The organism is [Scytonema hofmanni] UTEX 2349, assembly GCF_000582685.1.
Classification (GTDB): Bacteria; Cyanobacteriota; Cyanobacteriia; order Cyanobacteriales; family Nostocaceae; genus Hassallia; species Hassallia hofmanni.
In genome coordinates this window covers 2,329,195-2,352,747 of sequence record NZ_KK073768.1, presented here as the reverse complement: position 1 = coordinate 2,352,747, position 23,553 = coordinate 2,329,195, and the positions used below count along the sequence as shown (strand labels likewise).

The 23,553-nt window shown below is 39.7% G+C and carries 15 protein-coding genes and 2 pseudogenes; 6 read left to right on the top strand and 11 right to left on the bottom strand.

Annotation, left to right across the window (positions count from 1 at the left end; genetic code table 11):
- Positions 1-5 precede the first annotated feature (5 nt).
- The 5 genes from TOL9009_RS50530 (at position 6) to TOL9009_RS0115415 (ending at position 2,834) form a co-directional block, all read left to right on the top strand.
- Positions 6-101: a DUF6888 family protein gene (locus TOL9009_RS50530; RefSeq protein WP_398344926.1), complete on the top strand. Its 96-nt coding sequence runs from the start codon at positions 6-8 to the stop codon at positions 99-101.
- Positions 95-316, top strand: coding sequence for a DUF6887 family protein (locus TOL9009_RS0115430; RefSeq protein WP_398344925.1), 222 nt, complete (start codon positions 95-97; stop codon positions 314-316). Before TOL9009_RS50530 ends, TOL9009_RS0115430 begins: the two co-directional genes overlap by 7 nt.
- A 130-nt stretch (positions 317-446) precedes the next feature.
- On the top strand, positions 447-1,559 hold the full coding sequence (locus TOL9009_RS0115425; RefSeq protein WP_029633591.1) for an S-(hydroxymethyl)glutathione dehydrogenase/class III alcohol dehydrogenase: 1,113 nt from the start codon (positions 447-449) through the stop codon (positions 1,557-1,559).
- 142 nt (positions 1,560-1,701) lie between these two features.
- A complete protein-coding gene (gene fghA, locus TOL9009_RS0115420) occupies positions 1,702-2,550 on the top strand; it encodes an S-formylglutathione hydrolase (protein WP_029633590.1) in 849 nt (282 codons plus the stop codon).
- Positions 2,551-2,564: 14 nt separating this feature from the next.
- Entirely contained in the window at positions 2,565-2,834 is a 270-nt protein-coding gene (locus tag TOL9009_RS0115415) for a hypothetical protein (RefSeq protein WP_029633589.1), read from the top strand.
- A gap of 153 nt (positions 2,835-2,987) precedes the next feature.
- Here TOL9009_RS0115415 and TOL9009_RS0115410 read toward each other — a convergent pair whose 3' ends face one another.
- The 6 genes and pseudogenes from TOL9009_RS0115410 to TOL9009_RS50525 form a co-directional block, all read right to left on the bottom strand.
- Positions 2,988-3,425, bottom strand: coding sequence for a DUF6918 family protein (locus TOL9009_RS0115410; protein ID WP_029633588.1), 438 nt, complete (start codon positions 3,423-3,425; stop codon positions 2,988-2,990).
- 349 nt (positions 3,426-3,774) lie between these two features.
- The gene (gene xseB / locus TOL9009_RS0115405; protein WP_029633587.1) at positions 3,775-4,008 is read right to left on the bottom strand and encodes an exodeoxyribonuclease VII small subunit; all 234 of its coding nucleotides are present in this window, start codon (positions 4,006-4,008) and stop codon (positions 3,775-3,777) included.
- A complete protein-coding gene (gene xseA, locus TOL9009_RS0115400) occupies positions 4,001-5,218 on the bottom strand; it encodes an exodeoxyribonuclease VII large subunit (RefSeq protein ID WP_029633586.1) in 1,218 nt (405 codons plus the stop codon). Before xseA ends, xseB begins: the two co-directional genes overlap by 8 nt.
- Before the next feature lie 58 nt (positions 5,219-5,276).
- A complete protein-coding gene (locus TOL9009_RS0115395) occupies positions 5,277-5,912 on the bottom strand; it encodes an SH3 domain-containing protein (RefSeq protein ID WP_029633585.1) in 636 nt (211 codons plus the stop codon).
- 240 nt (positions 5,913-6,152) lie between these two features.
- Positions 6,153-7,301 carry a DUF711 family protein gene (locus TOL9009_RS0115390; RefSeq protein ID WP_029633584.1) on the bottom strand — a complete coding sequence of 383 codons (1,149 nt, stop codon included), beginning with the start codon at positions 7,299-7,301 and terminating at the stop codon, positions 6,153-6,155.
- Between the two features lie 135 nt (positions 7,302-7,436).
- Positions 7,437-8,494: pseudogene (locus TOL9009_RS50525) on the bottom strand (ISAs1 family transposase); the annotation flags it as partial.
- Positions 8,495-8,682: 188 nt separating this feature from the next.
- On the opposite strand from TOL9009_RS50525, the gene TOL9009_RS0115375 reads away from it, so the two are divergent.
- Positions 8,683-9,951 (top strand): tetratricopeptide repeat protein, encoded by a 1,269-nt coding sequence (locus tag TOL9009_RS0115375; protein WP_029633581.1) that lies wholly within the window; start codon positions 8,683-8,685, stop codon positions 9,949-9,951.
- A 123-nt stretch (positions 9,952-10,074) separates the two neighbouring features.
- On the opposite strand, the gene TOL9009_RS0115370 is transcribed toward TOL9009_RS0115375, so the two are convergent.
- From TOL9009_RS0115370 to TOL9009_RS0115350, 5 genes and pseudogenes are all read right to left on the bottom strand, one after another.
- Positions 10,075-11,430, bottom strand: coding sequence for an MFS transporter (locus TOL9009_RS0115370; protein WP_051502916.1), 1,356 nt, complete (start codon positions 11,428-11,430; stop codon positions 10,075-10,077).
- A gap of 201 nt (positions 11,431-11,631) precedes the next feature.
- Positions 11,632-12,504 carry a cupin-like domain-containing protein gene (locus TOL9009_RS42180; RefSeq protein ID WP_029633579.1) on the bottom strand — a complete coding sequence of 291 codons (873 nt, stop codon included), beginning with the start codon at positions 12,502-12,504 and terminating at the stop codon, positions 11,632-11,634.
- An 81-nt stretch (positions 12,505-12,585) separates the two neighbouring features.
- Positions 12,586-14,181: an MBL fold metallo-hydrolase gene (locus TOL9009_RS39300; RefSeq protein WP_038296371.1), complete on the bottom strand. Its 1,596-nt coding sequence runs from the start codon at positions 14,179-14,181 to the stop codon at positions 12,586-12,588.
- A gap of 248 nt (positions 14,182-14,429) precedes the next feature.
- Positions 14,430-22,709, bottom strand: a pseudogene (locus tag TOL9009_RS42175) (amino acid adenylation domain-containing protein); the annotation flags it as partial.
- A gap of 96 nt (positions 22,710-22,805) precedes the next feature.
- Positions 22,806-23,546, bottom strand: a complete 741-nt coding sequence (locus TOL9009_RS0115350) for an aspartate/glutamate racemase family protein (protein WP_029633578.1) — start codon at positions 23,544-23,546, stop codon at positions 22,806-22,808.
- Between the last annotated feature and the right edge of the window lie 7 nt (positions 23,547-23,553).

The window sequence follows — 23,553 nt, the reverse complement described above, 5'->3', positions numbered from 1 at the left end:
CCCCCATCCGAATAGATGAACGGACTAATAACCTGTTTATCTTAGCGGGACATCAGGAAAACATCGAAATTGAAATTGCGCTCGATGGAGAGATATTCTAATAAATAATGTTGACTACACCAAAATGAGCGATCAAGAACTGAAGCAATATTTTCTCAATCACAAGGATGATCGAGACGCATTTTATGCTTACCTAAATCGAAAACATCAACATCCCAAGCAAACGATCTTAAGTGTCAATGAACTAGAAACCCTTACCAGTGAGGAACAAATTGAATTAATTACGCAACGTCTCCAAGCAAAATTTAGCACTTAGTTGATTTCATTAGCATTTTGTGCAACACAATCCACTGTGTCAGCACTCCCCAGGCTGTAAAAACTTCTCTACATTGTTGATCTACACTCAAATTAGCTGATTCACAAAATCTACATAGGAAGGCACAGGAGTGGAAGTTAAAGCAGCGATCGCTTACGGTGCAGGAAAGCCATTAAGTATTGAAACCGTGCAACTTGAGTCACCACGCGAGTTAGAAGTTTTGGTTGAAATTAAAGCCAGTGGGGTTTGTCATACCGATGCTTACACCCTTTCGGGAAAAGACGCTGAAGGCTTATTTCCGGCAATTTTGGGACATGAAGGTGCTGGGGTTGTGGTGGAAATTGGTAAAGGTGTCACCAGTTTAAAGCCGGGGGATCATGTAATTCCTTTATACATTCCCGAATGTCGTCAGTGTGAATATTGCCTAAGCTTAAAAACCAATCTTTGTCAAGCTATTCGCACTACTCAAGGACGCGGTGTCATGCCTAATGGTAGTAGTCGTTTTTCTATCGACGGGCGGATGATTCATCATTATATGGGTACATCTACCTTTGCTAATTATACAGTATTGCCAGAAATTGCTCTAGCTAAAATTCGCCCTGACGCACCTTTTGATAAAGTTTGTTACATCGGCTGCGGCGTCACTACGGGTATCGGTGCAGTTATCAATACAGCGAAAGTTGAACCGGGTGCGAATGTCGTAGTTTTCGGTTTGGGTGGTATTGGTTTGAATGTCATCCAAGCAGCGCGGATGGTAGGAGCTAATATGATTGTCGGGGTGGATATTAATCCCAATAAACGCGCTTTGGCAGAAAAGTTTGGAATGACGCACTTTGTGAATCCGGAGGAAGTTGAAGGTGATTTGGTTGCGTATTTGGTGGATTTAACTAAAGGTGGTGCTGATTATTCTTTTGAGTGTATTGGTAATGTAAATATTATGCGCCAAGCTTTAGAATGCTGTCATAAAGGTTGGGGTGTCAGCGTGATTCTTGGTGTTGCGGCTGCGGGTGAAGTAATTAAAACTCGTCCTTTTCAATTAGTAACTGGACGTGTTTGGAAAGGTTCGGCTTTTGGTGGTGCGAGGGGACGTACAGATGTCCCGAAAATTGTTGATTGGTATATGGATGGGAAGATTAATATTGATGATTTGATTACTCATGTTATGCCGATTGAAAAGATTAATTATGCTTTTGATTTGATGCATAAGGGTGAGTCGATTCGCAGTGTGGTGACGTTTGATTGAACGAACCGCAGAGGCACAGAGAACGCAGAGGAAGAGTTTGAGAGAGTTCCAAAAAAGACGTAGAGACGTTCCAGTGGAACGTCTTTACAAGGGTTTCGGGCAACGCATAATTAATTTCTACCAGATGTCTTTTGAGAGAGTAATGACTAATATCAATCTGATTTCTGAATATAAATCTTTCGGTGGTAAAGTCGGCTTTTACTCGCACCTTTCTTCTAGCTGTAATGGGGAAATGCGCTTTGCTGTGTATCAACCACCGCAAGCAAAAATGCAAGCTGTTCCGGTTCTTTATTTCCTCTCCGGTTTGACTAGCACGGAAGAGAATTTTATGGTGAAGGCGGGGGCGCAACGCTTTGCCGCAGAGTATGGTTTAATGTTAGTTACACCAGATACTAGCCCGCGCAATACGGGAATTGCGGGTGAGGATGATGAGTGGGATTTTGGTACGGGTGCTGGATTTTATGTTGATGCTACTTCTCAACCGTGGCGATCGCACTATCAAATGTACACCTATGTCGTCTCTGAATTACCCGCTTTAATTAACAAACATTTCCCCGCACAACCAGATAAACAAAGCATTTTCGGTCATTCGATGGGGGGACACGGTGCGCTTATTTGTGCGTTGAGAAACCCGAATTTATATAAATCGGTATCCGCTTTCGCTCCCATTGTCGCACCTATGCGTAGTCCTTGGGGAGAAAAGGTTCTCAGCCGCTATTTGGGTGATAATAAGGAAAGTTGGGCTGCTTACGATGCTAGCGAATTGGTGCAAAAGGAAAGATATCACAGTTTGATTTTAATTGACCAAGGTACTGACGATCAATATTTAACTGAACAATTAAAGCCGGAGTTATTTGAACAAGCTTGCGCTACCGTGAAACAACCTTTAAACTTGCGTTATCAAGAAGGCTACGATCACGGTTATTATTTTATCGCTACTTTTATTGAAGACCACATTCGTCATCATGCGATCGCTCTTTCAAAGTCTTGAATCATGAGGTGATTATGGTAGATTCTTACCTAGATCGTTTACCAACGAGTTTGGAACTTCCTTTGGAAGTTTATAAATTAGTAGATGGCTTTTATCAGTTACAAATTGGTGAACCATTTTGGATGCAAGAAGTCGGTTTAGGAATTGGTAGAGGCATCAATTCAGATGGAGGTTTAGAGCGTGAGGTTTTGTATTGGTATAATCAACAGAGTTCTCGCTATCAAACTGCTGAACAATTATTGAGTGAATATCGTCAGCAATTTGGTGAATTATCTGGATTATAAATATTAATTGTAGAACCTTGATCTATAACTCTTGGAAACACAAGGGTTTCGTTTTATTGTAATTGATCGCCCTGCGATCGCTTACAATGAGGTGAATACACCCTGATGCATATCTATTGATAGGGAGATAACGGGTATTTACTATCTACAGATTTAGTTTTTAGTGTGGTTATCGATTATCTTGGCTAAACCTGGTATTGCGTCTTCGACGTGTTTCTTCGCTGAGTTGCGGAGTTTACTATACGCTCCTCGCACAATCGTGTTATTGCTTTTCTCGATCTTAGCGTCGGTGATGGCTAGTAATGCGTTTGCCGCGCGATCGCGGTTTTGAGTTAGGTGTCCGACTGGATCGCCGATTTGTATCCCCTCACTCCAAATAGGATCGAGTGCATTCAAAGATTGTGGCAAAAGCCCCTCGATCGCATCGTTGCAATAAGTGGGTCTAATTCCCTTGACAACAGAGTAGGCTGCTTTCAAACCCAGACCCGAAACCCCTCCCATGTTAGCAACTTGTGTATCGAGTAACTTTGTGCAGTCATCTACAATTATATTCTTTTTATTTGGGTTTAAGAGATTATCGCTAAGTGCCATTTTAATTCTCCTTAATGCAAATGTGCTTAATCGATTTCTATTATAGGACAAAGTTTTGGTTTGTCAGTATTAGTTCTTTCCAGTAAGTGGTTAGGCAAAAATATTTATGTCCGAAGCGTTCCGTTATGAAGCTCGCACCCTACGTAAAGTTTATATTTATCCATATAAGTTTAATTATTCTCACCGACTTCTATCAAATCCGGGTAAATTGCCCATACTTTAAAAATACCGAAAGCATTGTGGATTAAAAGTAAGAGTGTGTGAGAACTGGGTGCAATCAACCGGTTTTGATATTACTTAGTCAGGGTTTTAATGATGAGCGGTAAACCGCTCACTACGAAAATAAATATTATGACTCGTCGTTTAATGTTTCAATTAATAAGTTTACCTGCTGCTGTCGCTGTTGGAGGAAAGTTTCACACTGACGTAGATATTCTACTGCTGCGGCAAATTGTTCAAAGACTTCTTCTAACTGCAATTCACCTGCTTCTATGCGAATGATAATTCTTTCGATTTCAGCAACTTTCGCTTCATAATTTCCCCCATCCATTTCGGAAGTAGAAGTAGTTTTACGTTTAACCATTAACTTCGGTAATTTTCACTTTAACTTTTCCTTGCGCTAACTGAATCGATAATTCTTGTCCTACTTCTAACTCAGTTGCAGAACGACTTATCGCACCATTTTCTTTTTTTACCACAGCGTAACCACGCTGTAAAACTGCCTGGGGGTCGAGAGTTGTTAACTTTTGTCGCAACAATTCTGCGTGTTGGGTTGCTTGCTGCAATCTGCCTGTAGTAACTTGGATTAATTGCCGACGCTTCCAACTAAGCTTGTCTCCCTCTTGCTGCACTTGTCGATCTAAGCGCAAATGATGCAAGCGATCGCGCATTCCTTGCAATTTATTTCCCGCAGTTTGCATTCTAATTCGCATCGTGTCGTGTAAAACAGCAATTCGCTCTTGATGTTCAGCATACAACTGGGCGAGTGCCGGCACAACCAATTCTGCCGCTGCTGTGGGAGTATGTACGCAAGCATCCGCTGTTAAATCTACCAAAGATTCATCTCTTTGATGACCAATCCCAGTAATTACCGGAATTGGACAATCAGCAACTGCACGCACTACCCTTTCATCATTAAAGCAGGCTAATTCCTCAACTGCGCCACCTCCTCGCGATAAAATTAACACTTGGGCGCGATTATCTCGCTCTACGCGGGCGATCGCCTTTACAATAGATGCTGGTGCTTGTTCACCTTGCACTGTTGCCGGCGAAAATAAAACGTGTAAACCGGGATATCGTTGTTTGAGTGTTTTTTGAATATCACCCCAAGCAGCAGCAGTGGGGGAAGTGACGACGGCAATAATTTGGGGATGAATTGGAAGCGATCGCTTTCTTTCTAAATCAAACAAACCTTCTTCTTGTAAGCGATTTTTTAATTGTTGATAGCGCAACGCTTGTAAACCTAAACCAGCAGGCAAAATTTGCCAAACTGTAAGTTGATATTCTCCTCTTTGCGGATAAACTCGAATATTACCCAAAATAATTATCTGTTCACCACGAATCGGTATCTGAGCCAATTTTGTTAATTGACTATTCCACACCACACATTTAATTGCTGCGCTGCCATCTGGATCTTGTAAAGTGAAAAATAACCCACTCCGATGTTGATTTGCGCTGGAAACTTCACCAGTTACCCAAACTTGCCGCAGTTGATTATCTTGTTCTAACAATAGCTGAATATAATTAGTTAACCCAGCTATTGAAAGTGCTGTATCCGGAATTAAAGAACTCATGCTCAGTAAATGAAACGTAAAATGCTCTCCTGATTCATAATAAGCGCTGAAGCCTCTCTTACCCTTCGTAAACAATAAAATGAGTTGGTTTATAAGTGCGAATAAAGTTCGTCATCGTGTCTCTTTCCTCAACGGTTGGTGTGGCAAAACAGCCTGCTGTACCACTGTTAGCATTTTGTAGTAAAGCTGAGGGGTCGTAGTGAATACCTATTTCCGAGCGTCCTGTGTTAAAAGCAGGTGTCACTGGAGACCAGACACCACCAAATTCTCCTCCTTTAAATTCTACTGTTCCAGGATAGTTGAAAGTGTAAATTCCAAAAGGCAGAGGTGTTTGAGAATTAGCAATATGAGATGGAGTTTGGTTGTTTGCTCGACCAGAAACACCTCGCACTGTCTTAACAACCTTACCAGTACCATCAATTAGTCGAGTCTCATACACTCTCAAACCCCCACTGATGGTTTTTGAGGAGCGACTAGCAACCACCCTCGCTGCTTTAATGACTGTAAGAAACTCCTTCGCTACCCAACGATTAGCTCCAATTTGTACCCAATTCCTGTTTCCTGCATATACAGGTTCGCTGTTTACGGAAACTTCAGTACCATTGGTAAGAAAACCTATTTTTTCCCCATTAGGTGTAGAACGAACCGCAAGGGAATCACCGTCTTTTGTTGAAATGTAAGCAATGTAATTCATTAATGTATACCTCAGACTTATGAGTTGTTTTTGCTCTCCTCTTAAACTTCAACCCGTCCCAACAAGATTACGGATAACCTCAAATTTAAATATATATACAGCAGATTTCACTCCTTAGGAAGTACATCTATAAAACCCCTCTTCTTGTAGAGACGTAGCAGTGCTACGTCTTTGTGTGTATTCGATTAGATCGATAGGCTGCTGTATGTGACACTTGCGTAAGTCCTATTAATCCAATTATTATTCCACATTAAATATTCTACAATCCACCAGATACGGCGAATTAAATGCAGTCATTTCTCCAGCATTTTTCCCAGGAATCGGAAACAACCTTGCGGAAAGTGGTTTATCTAATTTTATCGCCAAAGTCGCCATATCAATTAATATTGCCGTAATCTTTTCTATTGTTATATTACCAGGAATTGGAACTGTATCAAGTCCGCAACCACACACGGCAGAATAAGCTAATAAATTTGTGATATTGTAAGTTTGTTCGTTAGCTCTTGCTGCTAAACCGACATCTTCACAAACCGGAAGCATTAACCCAGAATAGCCACAAGTTTTTACAGATACGCTTTTCAAAACACGAGTCAGCATTCCTGATATTGCCAATGTTCCTTGATTGCCAAACTTCCCATCCAGGATTTTTTCATAAGCAAAAGCGATACTTTCTTTTTTGCCTAATGATGGTGCAAGAGAAGTGTCAATTCCTTGATATTTGATAGCATATTTAGCGGATATTTTTTGAGCGATCGCCTCAATTTTACTTAATTCTTTATCTAAAATCAACTTCAGCTTTTCTTCCGCATCAAGAAGATCATCAGCATCAGAAAAAGCTTGCATTACCAAGTCACATAATTCTAATCCGATAGCGAAACACGTTTCACCTTCATGATACGAAGCTGGAAAAAACGGGATTCCTGATTGACAATTTGCCCAAGCGCAAAAATGAAAGTTACCAAAACCATCTTGAGTTTCTTGAGAAATTCGCTGAATAACTTTTGCCGATTCTCTCGCATTTTCAAAGTTTATCCCAGAAATGCGATCGCCGATTTTACTAGAAGTATATAAAATCGATGTATTTTTGATAATATCTGGAATTAATGCGATGGTTGACCGTTGACTTGCGTAACCAAGACTGAAAAAGCTGATATTTAAGTTTTGGCAAATTTCTTCAATTACTTTAACTTGATTGATAATTTCACTTTTTGATAACCCATCTAGATATTCTTCCCAGGAATTAGTTGCTATTCTCGTTGTTTGGACTTCATATCCCTGCTCTTCAATTATCAGCTTTGCTTGCTGATTAAACTCAGTCGCTTGTTTAATTTTTTCTATTTCTTTAAGAGAATCAAGCGATATACCAGTTGTGATAGTTCTAATTTTCATTTTGATAAAATATTGAAAAAAATCGTAGTGAGCACTTCAGTGCTCAAAATAAGCACTATCCCAATACGGTTCGGTTAAGATGCACAGTCCTTAAAGATCCCCCATTATCCCCCTTAAAAAGGCAGGGCTGTTTCATTCCACAAGGGCAAGAAGTTTGTCAATATCATTAGAGATAAATCTTTGAGCAGTTGTGATGGAAGCATGACCATTTCGGCGGAGTATATTGAGTGCGATCGTTCGCATCACCGACAGATTCGCAGGAGCATTACCCATACGTATGGTGGAATGGTCTTCATCAAAAATGACATCCTTTACCCAATGAAGACAATTCTCAATCCCCCAATGTCCGCGAATCCCTTTAGCAAAATCAGTTGCTGAACGAACTAGACTACTAATGTAGTAAGCAACTTGGTGATATGGTTTGCCTGCACGAGTACCCATTCTTTCAACCTTAATTAAGGACTCCAACCCAGCCCATTCTGGACTGATGTCAGTTAAATCATGAAAAACTTCTATAGTACGTGTTGTAACTCGGTTTCGAGTTTTTTCGGCTGTGATGTACCGACTTGTGGGCTTGGAATTCTCCGTATTGTGTCGAATTTGATGATACAAGTTTTTTTGATTTGCCTTGACTGCGATCGCATAGTCATTGCCACCATCAATAATTAACTTGCAAGTTTTTTTTGGCAATGTAGAGCATCTAAGCTGAAAACAACACCCTCGATATCCAATACCGCAATTAAATTTTGAACCGTGCTAATTTCACTACCTTTCTTGTTCTCCAATTTGGTCAGACCTAAAACAAGCCCTCTTTTTTCAGCAAATACGGACACGATACTGACAAAATTTTGATACTCACTTTCGTAGTTTTGCACAGTTCCTTTGATACTTTTACCATCAATTCCAAACCAGTCTGATGTATCCACATGAACATAGTTTTGTGCCCACTGATTAAACGTTGCAGCAAGATTGTCAAAATCTACTCCCATCAGTATTCGTCGAATAGTCGAGTACGATGGAACACCATGTTTTTCGATTCTAAATTTCTCAATTAATACAAGACGATGCCGTTTGACAAAGTCCCCCCATGCACGATACCCTACGTACCCGCTCATTGTCCCCATAATGACAAACAGTAATACCAACCACAGTTGATGTCTTTGTCCATCTTTGACTCGAAAATCTTTAACTTCCCGCAGTTGTTCAATCAGATTTGCACTCATTGTTTTCATCCCCAGGACGCTTGTCATTTTACACCTTTTAGGGAATGAAACAGCCCTGCTTTTTAAGGGGGGTTGGGGGGATCGAGTCTTATCCGAACCGTATTGAGCGCTATGCACGCTTACTACAATTAAATAAGTGAGTAAAGTAAATAAACGCCATGAATAATGAATTTTACAATAAAGGATTAGAACTAGCTCGGCAAAAAGACTACACGAAAGCAATTGAGGAATTTACCCGTGCTTTGCAAGAAGATCCTTACTTTGCCGAAGCTTACAGACAACGGGGATTAGCATATTATGACTCAGGAGCAATTCTCCAAGCTGTCTCAGATTATACTGAAACTTTGAAACACGATCCTGAAAATGTAGAAGCATATTATTATCGGGCATTAGCACGGTTGACGCTAAAAAATTTACCTGGTGCCCTTGCGGATGTCGATAAAGCGATCGCACTGGAAGTAAATTATGCCGCAGCTTATGATTTAAGGGGAATTGTGCGGCGCAAAGAAGGGTATATTCATGATGCGATCGCTAACTTCAAAAAAGCCGCAGAATTATATCTCAAGAAAAACGACAAAGAAAAATGTCGTCAATGCTTAGAAAGCATTAAACAGCTACAACCCAAAGAATATCCTGCTGAAAAGCCATCAATTTCTACCCCCGCACCGATAATTTCCCAAAAGGAATATTTTCGCACCTTATTAGAAAAGGCAGAAAAAGGAGACACACAGCAAGCCATTGATGATTTAAACTGGGTATTGCAAGTCGATCCCCAAGATGGTATCGCTTATTGCTGTCGGGGGGTAGTGCGTTGCAAACAAGGAAATTATCGCGATGCTATTTCTGATTTTAACTCAGCACTGCGCCTAAATTTCAAATCTGGCATTGTCTATCGCAATCGAGGAAAAGCACGTTCACAATTAGGAGATCATCAAGGTGCGATCGCTGACTATAATTCGGCGCTGGAAATGCAGCCAGAAGACGCTTTAATATATATTGCCAGAGGAAATACTCATCGAGCAATGGGCAATTATTACGCTGCAATTAAAGATTACACCCAAGCCTTACAAATTAATTCATCGGATGCCCAAGCGTATTATAATCGTGGTATCGCCTATACTCATTTAGAAGAAATGCAACACGCCATTGAAGATTATCAGCGTGCGGCAAGTATATTTTGTGAAAAAGAAGATTGGCACAATTATCAACAAGTTTTAAATAGCTTGAAAAAAATTCAATCCTCTACCCCGGAAGTAAAAAACGCCAAAGACGATTTACTACGTCAACGTTTGTTGAGAATGGTAGGGGGATATTGGGAAATTGCCCAACGACTAATTGAGCAGAAAAAGGATTATTATCCAGGGATGTCAGAAGAGTGGTATTTGCAAACAGTTATTGATGATTTGGAAAGCGATCGCGGAAAATAAAACTAAAAGTTACTTTTTATGAAACGCACAAACCGCTTTTTCATAATATTATACAATCCTGTGTGACCCTTTGTATCCTCTTATTTTTCTTCCTATCCCCTATTTCTTGAGCGGATACTGAATTTATGAACTTATAAACTCTATTTCATCCGGCAATTCGCTTTCTAGTTTTCTTAACGGTTCATATTGGTATGCTATTAAATTGGAAAACAATGTAAGTAATCCTATTAAAATGAACAAAAGAGCAATTCCTCGACCAGGACCTGAGCCGATAATTTGACCAATTCCTTGAGACCAAGGTCCATTAAAGTCCATTAAAGGTTCTAAAATTTTATCTGCAATAGGTCCAATGGCAATTGCTACCAATGGTGGAAAGAGCATAGAGATTGTATGATTAAGTGAGAAAATTCTACCTTGAATGTGAGGGGCAACTTTTTTTTGCAATATGATTTGAACACATCCGTTAACCAAGGGAATGCCTAAAGCAAAAAAGAAACCAGAAATGGTAAATAATATCAAAGAAGGACGCAAACCCCCTGTAACTAAAGCAGTAGAACTTAAGAGGATCGATATAAATATCACTCTTACTAAATTTTCTTCTTGGCGATCGCCTACAATACCTAAATAGATAATTCCTATAAGCATACCACTTCCTGCCAGGGAAAGAAGAAAACCTAAACTTCCCGGTGTGGTTAAGATCAATAAAAGTGGTGTGGCTAGAATTAGTGCTGCCCCTATAGCTGCATTATAAATGGTTCGGATAAGTATCAACGTTAGTATTCCTGGTCTATTGATTAAATAATCCCATCCCTGTTTTATTCCTGAAAGAATAGATGTATTCTGGGCATCAATTAGCAAATTATCCTTGTGTGAAAGTTCCGGGATATCTACAAGAACAAGAGGAATAATAGCCAGGATAAAAGTAATAAAATCCAGTAAAACTACACCTTTCAATTTGAAAATTCCTAAGATAATACCCCCTAAAGCTGGACACACTAAGCGGGCTATTGAATCTGTAGCTTGAGTGAATCCACTAGCACGCCCTAGTTTGTTTGTAGGAACCATTAACACAATAGATGCACGAAAAGCTGTTGAGCTAAATGTTGAGAAAATTGACTTTCCAGCGACTGCAAGATAAATATGCCAAACTTCTAGATGTCCCAGTATCAATAGAATACCAACAGTTAGAATACATAAGCTAGAACAGATTGTACTAATCAACATTATCCAGCGACGATTCCAACGATCAACAACACTACCAGCAATCGGAAAAATGCAAAAACCGGGAAGAGTAATAGCAAGGGTTAGGAAAGCAAATTGAGTGATAGAATTAGTATGCTGGTAAACCCAGACATCAAAAGCAAAGCTAGTCATACCAGAACCTATCCTAGATATGATTTGACCTAGCCAAATCATAATAAAAACTTTCATTTCACTCAAAGCAGGAGTTTGTGTAACACTTGAGGGTTGGTTAGTCATAAATATTAAAGCATAATTGCAGGGTTAGCGCGTCTCAAAGCCTATTGACGAATGGCACTAAGATAAGCCCAAACATTTATCGCATAAGAGTTTGAACGATTTACATGTCTTGGATAGGGGAGTGAAAATTAAAATGGCTAATTCGCGGATTTACAAGGTTTTGGATTTACTTTCATCCCTAACATCAGCAACGCCCACTTTTTATTGTTTGTTTAGCTGATTTAGTCCTACTCTTGTGCGTTCCGATACAAAAATACGCTGTTCTGATGGCAATTTACTGATAAGTTCACTGGACTTTTCCAGGTAAGACAAAATTTCTTCTAAATTAGAAAATAGCTTATTCTCTACATTGGCACGTAATGATATACTTACCTCTAGTGCTTCGATTTCATGCCACCAGTTTGAGGGGATAAAGAGCATATCCCCTGGTTCAAGTATGGTTTCCATAGCCTCTAATTCTACTACTCTAGGATGAGCATTCAAATCTGGAGAGCGAAGATTAACCAAAGAACGTCGGTCCTCACCTGTAGCTAAGTCATGGACTGGGTAAATTTGTTGGAAGTATTTGGGTGATAAAATTAAAGCGTGTTTTCTCCCATATATATGCATTAAAAAGCCTGCGTGTCTATCATAATGTGCCTTTGTTAGCACGCCAGTAGCAGTAATGTACATGGATCTATCCTTTGTCATGGCTTCATTTGGCCAACGGACTTGATCTATCAGTTTTGCGGGTGCGAGGTTGCCAAAAATGTAATATCGCTCACCTTCTCCTAATATAAATTTGTGATTTCCAATTCCTGATATCCGTTCAAAAATTTCCGTGAGGCTCATTTCTACAATTAAATTGTTTCCAGCCTTTCCAGCACGAGCAGTTACAACCGGATTATCTGGGGAAATAACTGTTACCTGTCCGGTTATTCCATTCCAAATTTCCTCATGAGGTGCCAACTTTTCTACATTATCAACATAGTTGCGAAGAACTACAGGTTGGGTCTGCTCAAAAAAATTGACAGCTAAAGCTTCTTCTCCTCTTAATTCTGGAACATCGGAAACCGGGAAAATCCAATTTTTCATGATTGTTATTTTTTCTGACTACAGGTGATAACTAAAATTTTTGATCATAATTTTTGTATCTTGGGTAAACAACTAAATTTTTTAGGCAATAGTATCCATCAAAATTTCTTTGTAGCCAAACAATTGCTCTGCAAAAATTCCCTGACTGTTACATTCATCAATTAATTTATTCGACTCTGCCATCGGACCTTCATAGTCAGGAACCATCATATAACTGAGCCAAGGTTCATACCCCATTGCATAAACGTACACAGATTTAGGTTGTAATTGTTCAACCATACTCTTAGCAATATCAAAGTTAGCTCCTCCTACTTGTCTATCGTGGTCTATTTTGCGGCTCAAAGGTTTACATAACAATGAACCGTAAGCCCAACTTAAGGGAGCTCCATCAGATTGCAATCCTAAAAATAAAGCATCAATCTTATTGACTGAATGGTGAATATTTTTACAAATGTGAGGATCACAAATTCTAGAATCTGCTGAAACCATCACCGAGCGACCTAACAAGGTGATCAAGTAAGCAATTTTGCTTCTAATGTTTAAATCTCCATGTTCACCTAAGAATGGCAACCCAGTAATGCTACCTCCTGGAATCTCTATCTGTTCCATCTCATCAATTTCTCGAACCTCCTTAAATCCAATACTTTGTAAAACCAGTTTCATCCCAGGGTCAGCAAGACTTCCGCCGTTGTTTTTGGGAACAATCACGGTTTTAACTCGATGCCTTAGCTGTAACAATGTTTCGATCACACAATGGTCATGGTGATGATGTGTAATAACAATATAGTCAATAATGGCAGGTAAATCAGCATAAGTGTAGCGATCGCTTGCACTTGGATAATCATAACTGATGAGTGGATCGCAAAGAATATTCACGTCTTTTGATTCTATCAGCAGACAAGCATGACCAAAATAACGTATTCTCACCCCATCTTGATCATACTGAATAGGTTGCTTGTGGGGAGCATCTTGAGTAAAGAAGCTGGAGAAGAGTCCTTCATCTTGAGCATCAATATTTAATTTCTCTTTTATTTCCTGTACATCACCCGGAACATATTTCATTTTTGCCAGTTGGTCTAAAATCTTGTCTTTAAAGGGAATTTGCAGGTGTAAATTATCAGCTTGCTTGAGTCTAGGAGTGCTAAAAATAAAAGATCGTTGGTCTTGGTCAACAACGTACATCGCCACACTTTGAGCGACTTCATTGCCATAAATACTATGATATAGTAGCCCCTCCATAAAACGTATTGCCGGGTGATTATTTAAATCATAATTGAGCTCCACAAATCCTTGTAGGGGTTGAGGAATTTGGGAGTACATTCCTTCTAAAGAAAAACCACTAGCCTCTGTTTCTAAACATTGATTGAGAGTTTTAATGGCTTCCGCCAGTTCTAGCATATATGCTTGATCTTGCATGAAATGTTCAATCAAATTTTTAATATCACCAACAGCACTTTCATCATGATTGACAAAAGGACCAGCCATCATTTTCGGAGATTTGAGAGCCGAAATATGTACCTTGGGTGCAGATACAAAAGACTGCATAATCTTTAAGTGTGAGTTAGCAATATACATGGCTGCCGTGGAAGGAGCCAACAAATAAGACCAGGCGTGCCACTGATTAACTAACGGTTCTAAAACTACGTTCTGTTTGAGGTATAGCTTATCACCTGACATAAATTTATCTCCCATGATTTATCTGGAAAGGCAGAGGGCAGGAGGCACTTATACACTTATAGAATTCTGATTCCACACCGACGCTACGACTCCTTGGGAGTAAGGGTTTAAGACCCCGACCAAATTGAAAATTTGGTGGCTCTTGTTGGCTGTGGGGTCTGAATCCTATAAGTGAACAAAACATAAGTGCCCTCTGCCCTCTGCATAAGTGCCTTCTTCAATTATAAGTAACCCTGTAAATGTGCTGCTAATTCTTTGACATAAGGGTTAGCCATAATAGAATAATGGCTACCTGGAATTACATGACAGATAACAGGTTGTGTTGAAACTCGATCCCAACCCAGTTTAGGCTCATTCAGTAATAAGTTACTTTCAAACATGATTGTATTTGTTTGTTCAGCCGACTTAAAGAGTATAATTGGCAATGCTAATTGTTCAGAACATTGATAATTAACTGCACTTGTGTGGTGAATTTTTGTCAATTGAATTAGTTTCTTTAACTGGGTTTCACTGTCTTGGGGAGCTAAAATTCCATTTTGCACAAACTGGCTTTGTAAGTATTTAAACTGCTCTTCTGGTGATAAGCCATACAATAATTCCTGGGAAATATCCAGCGTGATACCTAATGCTTGCCCAGCTGCCTCGGCAATAGCATATAACCATTGAGCATTACTCCAAGTTGAGGGTGAGGAAACCTGCTGGACTGGTAGGGGTGCTGTAGCATCAACTATGGCTAGAAGTCGAATCTCTTGTCCTCGTTTGAGCAGTTGTCTGGCTATTTCAAAGGCAACTTTACCCCCTAAAGAGTGACCACCTAAAAGGTAGGGACCTTGGGGCTGGATGGTTTGAATCGCGACTAAGTACTGAGATGCCATGTCTTCAACCCGATGTAAAGGTTGAGATTCATGATCCCATTCTTGGGGTTGTAAACCATAGAAGGGTTGATCTAATCCTAAACAACGTGAAAATTCATAGAATTGAATCACGTTACCCCCTGAGCCGGGAATGAAAAACAGGGGCAGTTTTGAGCCTTGGAGTTGAATGGGTACTAAACAGGATGAGTGCTGTTTACTGTCTGCATTAACTATTTGCCGAGCTAAATTTTCAATGGTTGGTGCTTGGAAAAGACTAGCTAGGGGTAATTGTTGACCAAATACTTTTTGAATGCGCGATATTAATTGTACTGCTAGTAGAGAGCGTCCACCCAGTTCAAAGAAATTATCCCGAATGCCTATCCAATCTAAATTTAAAACCTCAGACCAAATTTGAGCTAGTTGACGTTCTACAGGAGTGCGGGGGGGGAGATATTTGGGTGAGGGGCTTCGTTGTGAGGGGGTTGGTAATGCACGACGGTTAATTTTGCCGTTGGGGGTTAAGGGCATTTGGTCAAGCTGGACAAAAATGCTCGGCACCATGTAATCTGGTAGTTTCTTCGACAGACATTGATTTAACTCAGTGGATGTGGGTGCAGATACTGGGGAATGGGGGACAATGTAAGCGACAAGGCGCTGATTTTCCTGTGTTCCGTCTAGGACTACCACAGCTTGCTGAATTTGGGGATGTTGACTCAGTGCTGTTTCAATTTCTCCTAGTTCAATGCGGAATCCTCGCAGTTTGACTTGATAATCAACGCGACCCAGAAATTCAATATTTCCATCAGGTAGGTAGCGAGCTAAATCACCGGTTTTGTAGAGGCGATCGCCTTCCCTAAAAGGACTCTGTATAAATCTTGCTGCTGTCAACTCAGGACGCTGGAAATATCCTCTAGCTAAACCCGTACCCCCAATATGCAGTTCCCCTGGAACTCCCACAGGTACAGGATTTAACTGTTGATCTAAAATATAAAACTGGGTGTTAGCTATAGGTTTACCGATGGTAATCGTGGTTTCACTATCTTTACCATCCACAATGGCTGTAGATGACCAAATTGTGGCTTCAGTTGGTCCATACATATTGTAAATATGGGCATCAATGGATATTCCCAACTGTTTCACTAAATTTAGTGGTAATGCTTCTCCACCTAACATTAAATATTGCAAACAATTTAAGCTCTCAATCCCATGAGGCATTAATGTCAGCATTCTGGCTAAAGAAGGCGTACATTGGAGATGGGATACTTGATGTCGCTGAATTTGGCTCAAAATAGTGTAATCTTCAGCATTAATATTATTACTAAGTTCTCTAACTTGATTGAGTTTGTCTAAGCTAGATAATACAGCGTCAACATCTACCCCAAAGTCAATTAAACATCCTACTTCATCAACGCCGATCGCTTTGAGATCGTCAATCATCTGTAAGCATTTGGCAGTAGTTCCCAATAAGCCACTACTGTTAAAGTAACGCTCAAAGGCAAAGGATAGCAGGGTATTTCGGTCTTCTTGGGCAAATTCATTAACTTGGCTTTCAAATTTCGTCCCTTTGAGCATCTTTTGAATCAGCCCCATTGATTGCTCTAAATAATTATACATAGGTAGACGCACTTGCTCCCGCACTGTATCTTCGTCATCACCGACAAAGGTATGCAGCATCAAAGTAATATGACCATTACCCGGATGTCCTTTTTGTTGCCAAGCCTGACGATAAATTTTGATTTTCGCGGATATTTCTTCTATGCTTTGTCCTAAAAGATGGGTGAGAACATTTAAACCCAACTCTCCTGCTAACCGAAAGGTTTCGGGACTACCTGCTGCGGTTAACCAAGTGGGTAATTCTGCTTGAATTGGTTTAGGGAAAGTTCTAATTTCTGTGGGAATGCCATTGCCATTTTTGAGGGTGATAAATTCCCCGCGCCAAAGTTTGCGGACGGTTTCTATTTGTTCTACCAGTAGGGATTTACGACGGTGATAATTTTCGGGGGATAGGACAAAATCATTAGGTTGCCAACCACTGGCAAAAGAAACACCCACTCGACCATTAGATAAATTATCAACAAAAGCCCATTCTTCAGCCACACGAATTTCTTGATGTAGTGGTAAAACCACGCTACCAGCCCGGATTTGCACCTGTTTAGTGACTGCGGCGATCGCTGCACTGGCTACGGCAGGATTAGGATAAATTCCCCCAAATTCATGAAAATGCCGTTCTGGAGTCCAAACTGCTGTAAATCCATGTTGATCGGCAAACTTAGCCCCTTCAATCAACAATTTATACAGGTTTTCCCCTTGATGATTACCAGTGTTATTTTCATTGGCAAAATAGAACAGACTAAACTGCATTTGTTTTTCTGGCATCCGGGAAGTTGGCACTGTAGCAGCAATGGTTTTCTGTTGTTCCTGTTGAATAATTACCTTAAAGCCCCGTGCCAGAGTCCAGAATAATTCTAGAATCGAAATATCAAAGGAAATAGTTGTAACAGCTAACCATGTTTTTGTGGTATCATAATCATCTTCTACGTTAAGACGCTGATCCATGCCTACAAAAAAGTTAGCCACTTGTCTATGTTCAATCATCACCCCTTTAGGTTGACCTGTAGAACCAGAGGTGTAGATAATATAAGCTAAATTTTCACCTTTGACTGATATACCCAGATTGGCTTGATTTTCCTGAGCGATATCAGTCCAATTAGTATCTAAACAGATGACCTTAGCGCCATGAGTCGGTAACTTTGTTTGTAACCTTTCCTGGGTCAATAATATTGGCATTTGGGTATCTGATAAGATAAAAGCTAGGCGTTCTTGGGGGTGATGGGGGTCTAAAGGAATGTATGCAGCACCGGCTTTGAGGATACCCAATAACCCGATCATCATTTCTAGCGATCGCTCTACACAAATACCTACTAACGTTTCTGAACTTACACCTTGACGCTGTAAATAATTTGCTAACTGATTTGCTCGTTGATTTAATTCTCGGTAAGTTAATTGTTGGTTTTGGAAAACCAGAGCGATCGCATCGGGTGTTTTTTCTACTTGCTGTTCAAACTGTTGATGCAGACAATGATCCTGAGAATAACTCACCTGTGTATCATTCCAGGCTACCAATAACTGCTTCTCTTCCTCTGGTGTCAGTAGGGGCAATTTGCTGATCCGCTCTTGCACATTAGCCACAACTCCCGTCAGCAATACTTGGTAATGTGCAATCATCCGGGTAATAGTTTCTGCTTTAAACAAATCAGTGTTATACTCGCAAACCCCCGACACTCCAGACTCAGTTTCTACCATTGACAAAGTTAAATCAAACTTAGCTGTCAAAATTTCCGGCTTGAGAGGGGTAGAAATCACATCAGCCAAACTCAAAGAAGCACTAGAAGCATTTTGCAAGGAAAACATCACCTGGAACAGTGGAGAATGACTAAGATTGCGTTCCGGCTGCAATACTTCCACAATCTTCTCAAAAGGTACATCTTGATTTGTGTATCCCGTCAGTAATCCTTGCTGTACTTGCTTGAGGATATCCACAAAAGTACAATCTGCCTCAAACTGAGTTCGTAACACTAAAGTATTTACAAATAAACCAATTAAAGGCTCAATCTCAGTTCGATTGCGATTAGCCATTACAGTACCCAAAACGATATCATCCTGACTACTGTAGCGATGAAGTAACACCAAGAACGCGCTACACAGCAACATGAACAAAGTTGTATCTGTGGACTGAGTAAGTTGTTGCAGTTGGGAAATCAACTCAGTAGACAGAGTAAAAGATTGCTGTGCGCCTCTAAATGTCTGCACCCCAGGACGTGGATAATCAGTAGGCAACTCTAGTAACGGTGGTGCGCCCAATAGGTATGTTTTCCAGTACGATAGCTGCCGTTCTAAAATCTCACCTTGTAACCATTGACGTTGCCAGTGAACAAAATCTGCGTACTGGATAGCTAGAGGTGGTAAAAAAGAAGGCAAACCTTGGACAAAGGCATCATAAAGTACAGATAGCTCTTGCACCATCACTCTCACAGACCAGCCATCAGCAATGATGTGGTGCATGGTGACAAGGAGAATATAGTCATTATCGGCGATTTGTAGCAGTGTCGCCCGAATTAAAGGAGAATGGGTTAAATCAAAGGGTTTTTGAGCTTCTTGAGTCAGTCGTTTTTTGACCTCAACCTCTAATTTATCAGTAGAAATTAATTGCAGATTATCCCGGAATAAGTTAAATTTTGATTTTGTTTCAATTACTTGTACAGGATTGCCATCAACAGTATCAAAACGAGTTCTTAGCACTTGATGACGCTGCACAATTTCTTTAAATGCCTGTTCTAAAGCATCAACATTCAGCTTCCCTTGTAGCTGAACTGCCATAGAAATATTGTAAGCTGCACTGCTTCCTTCTAACTGGTCTAAAAACCATAATCTTTCTTGTCCCCAACTCAGAGGTAAAACAGTATTATCTTCCCGTGGCACGGCAACGACAGCAGGTAAAGGCTGAGTTAAAGGCGAATCTGTGGCAGAATTATTTTGTAACCATTGCTGAATTATCACATCCAACTCAGCAACAGTTGGCGATTTAAATAGGGTTTCTAAAGGTAGTTCAATTTCAAAAGCTTCTCTAAATCGAGAAATAACTTGAGTTGCTAAAAGAGAATGTCCCCCCAGTTCAAAGAAATTATTATAAATACCCACCTGTTCTATTTTCAGAACAGCCGCAAATATATCAGCAATTTTTTGTTCTGTTGGTGTTCGGGGCGCAAGAAAATTGTTTTGTTCTGTTAAATCTTGTTCAGGTGAAGGCAGGTTGCGATGGTCAATTTTACCATTTGGTGTTAATGGCATCGCATCCAACATGACAAAGATACTTGGAACCATGTAATCTGGTAGTCTTTCTTTGAGAAACTGCCGCAGTTCTGATGGTGTTAAGTCTTGATTTTTAGATACCAAATAAGCTACTAATCTTTGATTTCCAGAGGGGTCTTCACGAGTGATAACTGTGGCTTCTTGTACTTGAGGATGTTGACTTAGCCGTGCTTCTATTTCTCCTAGTTCAATTCTAAAGCCGCGAATTTTTATTTGACGATCAATGCGACCTAAAAATTCAATGTTGCCATTTGGTAAATATCTGGCTAGGTCGCCGGTTTTATATAATCTTCCTTCTCTAAAGGGATTTTCGATGAACTTGGCTGCTGTTAGTTGTGGTTGGTTTAAATATCCCCTAGCTAAACCCACACCACTAATATATATTTCTCCTGGGACTCCCACACTCACAGGTTGGAGAGAGTTGTCAAGAATATAAATTTGCGTGTTAGCAATGGGGCTACCAATGGCAACTATAGATTTAGTATCTGTTTCTGGTTTGAGATCAACTTCAGCAACGGTGGCACAAACGGTAGCTTCACTCGGACCATAGGCGTTGAAAAAGTGCCTATCCTTACTCCAAATCCGTGCTAGAGGCTCAGGACAGGCTTCTCCAGCGACGATGACTTGTTTTAAGGTTGGCATTTGCCCTGGTGGCAGAATGGCTAAGGCTGAAGGAGGTAAGGTAACGTGAGTAATACCGTAATGAGCGATCGCCTGTTGCAAATCTAAACCAGGCATCAGTTTTTGAGCAGGTGCTAACACCAGTCGCGCACCACACACCAAGGACATGAAGATTTCGGACACGGAAGCATCAAAGCCAAAGGAGGCAAACTGAAGGACTCGACTGTTATTTTCTACTTTAAATAATTTTTGTTGTGCTAGGGCAAGATTGCCAATACCCTGATGAGTGACTAACACACCCTTGGGTTGACCAGTAGACCCAGAGGTATAAATTACATAAGCTAAGTTATGGGATTGAACCTCAGATATAATATTTTCACAACTTTGGGTAGCTATTTCTTCCCAATCACGATCTAAATAAACTACTAAAGCATAGGATGGGGGTAAGTTCTCTTCTAACGATTCCTGAATCAATAACACAGAAACCGCAGCATCTTCTATGATGTATGCTAAACGTTCTTCTGGATAATTGGGATCTAGGGGAACATAAGCGCCACCTGCTTTGAGGATAGCTAACAAACCCACAATCATATCAAAAGAACGATTAACACATAATCCCACTAACACTTCTGAACCCACACCCATATTTTGTAAATGGTGTGCCAGTTGGTTAGCGCGATTGTTAAGCTGTTGGTAAGTTAGTTGTTCTTCCCCAAATACCAAAGCTACAGCATCCGGTGTGAGTTTTACTTGTTCTTCAAATATTTGATGAATGCAAAGATGTTGGGGATAGGATATAGCTGTATTATTCCACTCATTTAAAATTTTTTGTCGTTCTTTTTCTGTTAACAGTGGTAAGAGGTTAATTTTTTCTTGGGGATGGGATGCGATCGCCTCTAGTAAAACTTGAAAATGCTCTACCATCCTCGCTATAGTAGCAGCATCAAATAAATCTGTACTATATTGCCACACTCCCCTTAACCCTGATTTTGTTTCTGACATTGATAAAGTCAAATCAAACTTAGCTACCTGAGTCTCAAAAGGCAAGGGTGTTAAAGTGATATCTGGCAGTTGCAACGTTTCAGTCGGGGTATTTTGCAACACAAACCACACCTGAAAAATGGGGGTATGGCTTAAATTCCTTTCTGGTTGTAATTCTTCAACAATTTTTTCAAAAGGTACATCTTGATGGGCATAATTTTCTAAAACCCCTTGTCTAACTTGTTCTAAAATTTCTGTAAAATTTAATTCTTGATCAAACTTCGCATCTACAACCAAAGTATTAACAAAAAAGCCAATTAATGATTCTAATTCTGGCTGACTACGATTACCTACAGGTGTTCCAACAACAATATCTTCCTGACCACTGTAACGATAGAGCAACGTAGCAAAAGCAGCCAACAAAACCATAAATAAAGTGCAGCCATTTTCCTTTGCCAATTTTTTCAGAGCTACACTTAAATCAGCCCCAATTTCAAAACGCTGGTTTTGTCCTTGGAATGTTTGCACAGGTGGACGTGGATAATCTGTAGGTAATTCTAAAACAGGTGGTACACCAGCTAAATAATTCTTCCAATAAATTAATTGTTGATTTAATCGATCTCCTTGCAGCCATTCCCGTTGCCACTCGGCAAAATCTGCATATTGAATTTCTAACTCTGGTAATGTATGTTCTTGACCTTGAATCAAAGCTTTATATATCACAGATATCTCTTTAATGACAATACCTACAGACCAAGCATCTGAGATAATATGGTGCATTGTCACCAACAGAAAATACTCTTGAATATCAGTTTGTAAAAGTGTAGCTCTCATCAGAGGAGCTTGGGAAAGATCAAAAGGTGTATTAGCTTCCTTTGTAATCCATTCTTGAACAGTTATTTCTCTTTCATTATCAGATAAATTCTGTAAATCAACACAGCGTAACTGAAAATTTACCTCTGGATTAATTATTTGTACCCCTTGCCCATCAACAGTCTGAAAACTTGTTCGCAACACCTCATGACGTTGGACAATTTCATTTAAAGCTTGCTCTAAAACCTGAACATTCAAATTACCATTTAAACCAATGGCAGCAAACATATTATAAGTAGCCTTGCTTCCCTCTAGTTGGTTAAGAAACCACAATCTTTCTTGAGCAAAAGACAAAGGGAAAACAAAAGTTTCTTGTGAATTTAAAAGCATATTATTATCAGTTATATCTAGAAGGTAACAGAGAATAGTATCTGTAGGGTTTGTTAGGACTTTAGTCCGTAACGTACCAAGATGCTGTATATTAAATTAGGAATAAACAGGAGAAAAAAATATATCGTTATCACATAAAAATTTTTCTAATCTAGTGGCAACAATCATTAAAGGATCTAAAAAAATATCATTGGTGATATCTCCTTGATTTTTATACTTTTGATAATGAATATATCGGTTAAGTAAATGTATTTCTGTACAACCAGACATAACATAACTAACATTATACTTATTCATTAAATTGTTCAAGAAAATGATAGCAGAATCAAAACTCTGTTTATTCACCTTAATTTGATATATCATATTGTGGATAGCAATTTGTTCTTTTTCATCAGGAAAAATAATATAATCTGCTGCCATGCCCCATAAATCACTGGTTTGGAATACATTTAGTTGCCGAGTTCCATTAGTACACAGCAACAGATGACAGCTTTGTGAATGCCAAACTTCCTGCAAACAAACATCAACTAAAGAAATTATTTTCTCTTTTATTTTCTGAGGAAAGTAGGGCAATAAATAATGGGATGTGACACAACAAATGATAATTTTAGACACCTGTAAATCATCCAATTGTTGGGCAGATTCTATTAATTTTAGTAACAATAAATCATAATCACCTTTCAACAGAAAACTGGTTCTATCTGGAATTGTGGGATTAGAATTTAAGATTACTCTTGGTGCATCTTGTTCCTTGTTGCCAAAAACATTGTAATCATAAATCGTTTTGACAAATTCTGCTGATGCTAATGGTCCCATTCCTCCCAATATTCCTAACATATTTTCC

Bases quoted from the DNA above. Each gene is read 5' to 3' on its own strand.
- fghA (WP_029633590.1), top strand. From the start codon at position 1,702: ATGACTAATATCAATCTGATTTCTGAATATAAATCTTTCGGTGGTAAA.
- TOL9009_RS0115415 (WP_029633589.1), top strand. From the start codon at position 2,565: ATGGTAGATTCTTACCTAGATCGTTTACCAACGAGTTTGGAACTTCCT.
- TOL9009_RS0115410 (WP_029633588.1), bottom strand. From the start codon at position 3,425: ATGGCACTTAGCGATAATCTCTTAAACCCAAATAAAAAGAATATAATT.
- xseB (WP_029633587.1), bottom strand. From the start codon at position 4,008: ATGGTTAAACGTAAAACTACTTCTACTTCCGAAATGGATGGGGGAAAT.
- xseA (WP_029633586.1), bottom strand. From the start codon at position 5,218: ATGAGTTCTTTAATTCCGGATACAGCACTTTCAATAGCTGGGTTAACT.
- TOL9009_RS0115395 (WP_029633585.1), bottom strand. From the start codon at position 5,912: ATGAATTACATTGCTTACATTTCAACAAAAGACGGTGATTCCCTTGCG.
- TOL9009_RS0115390 (WP_029633584.1), bottom strand. From the start codon at position 7,301: ATGAAAATTAGAACTATCACAACTGGTATATCGCTTGATTCTCTTAAA.
- TOL9009_RS0115375 (WP_029633581.1), top strand. From the start codon at position 8,683: ATGAATAATGAATTTTACAATAAAGGATTAGAACTAGCTCGGCAAAAA.
- TOL9009_RS0115370 (WP_051502916.1), bottom strand. From the start codon at position 11,430: ATGACTAACCAACCCTCAAGTGTTACACAAACTCCTGCTTTGAGTGAA.
- TOL9009_RS42180 (WP_029633579.1), bottom strand. From the start codon at position 12,504: ATGAAAAATTGGATTTTCCCGGTTTCCGATGTTCCAGAATTAAGAGGA.
- TOL9009_RS39300 (WP_038296371.1), bottom strand. From the start codon at position 14,181: ATGTCAGGTGATAAGCTATACCTCAAACAGAACGTAGTTTTAGAACCG.
- TOL9009_RS0115350 (WP_029633578.1), bottom strand. From the start codon at position 23,546: ATGTTAGGAATATTGGGAGGAATGGGACCATTAGCATCAGCAGAATTT.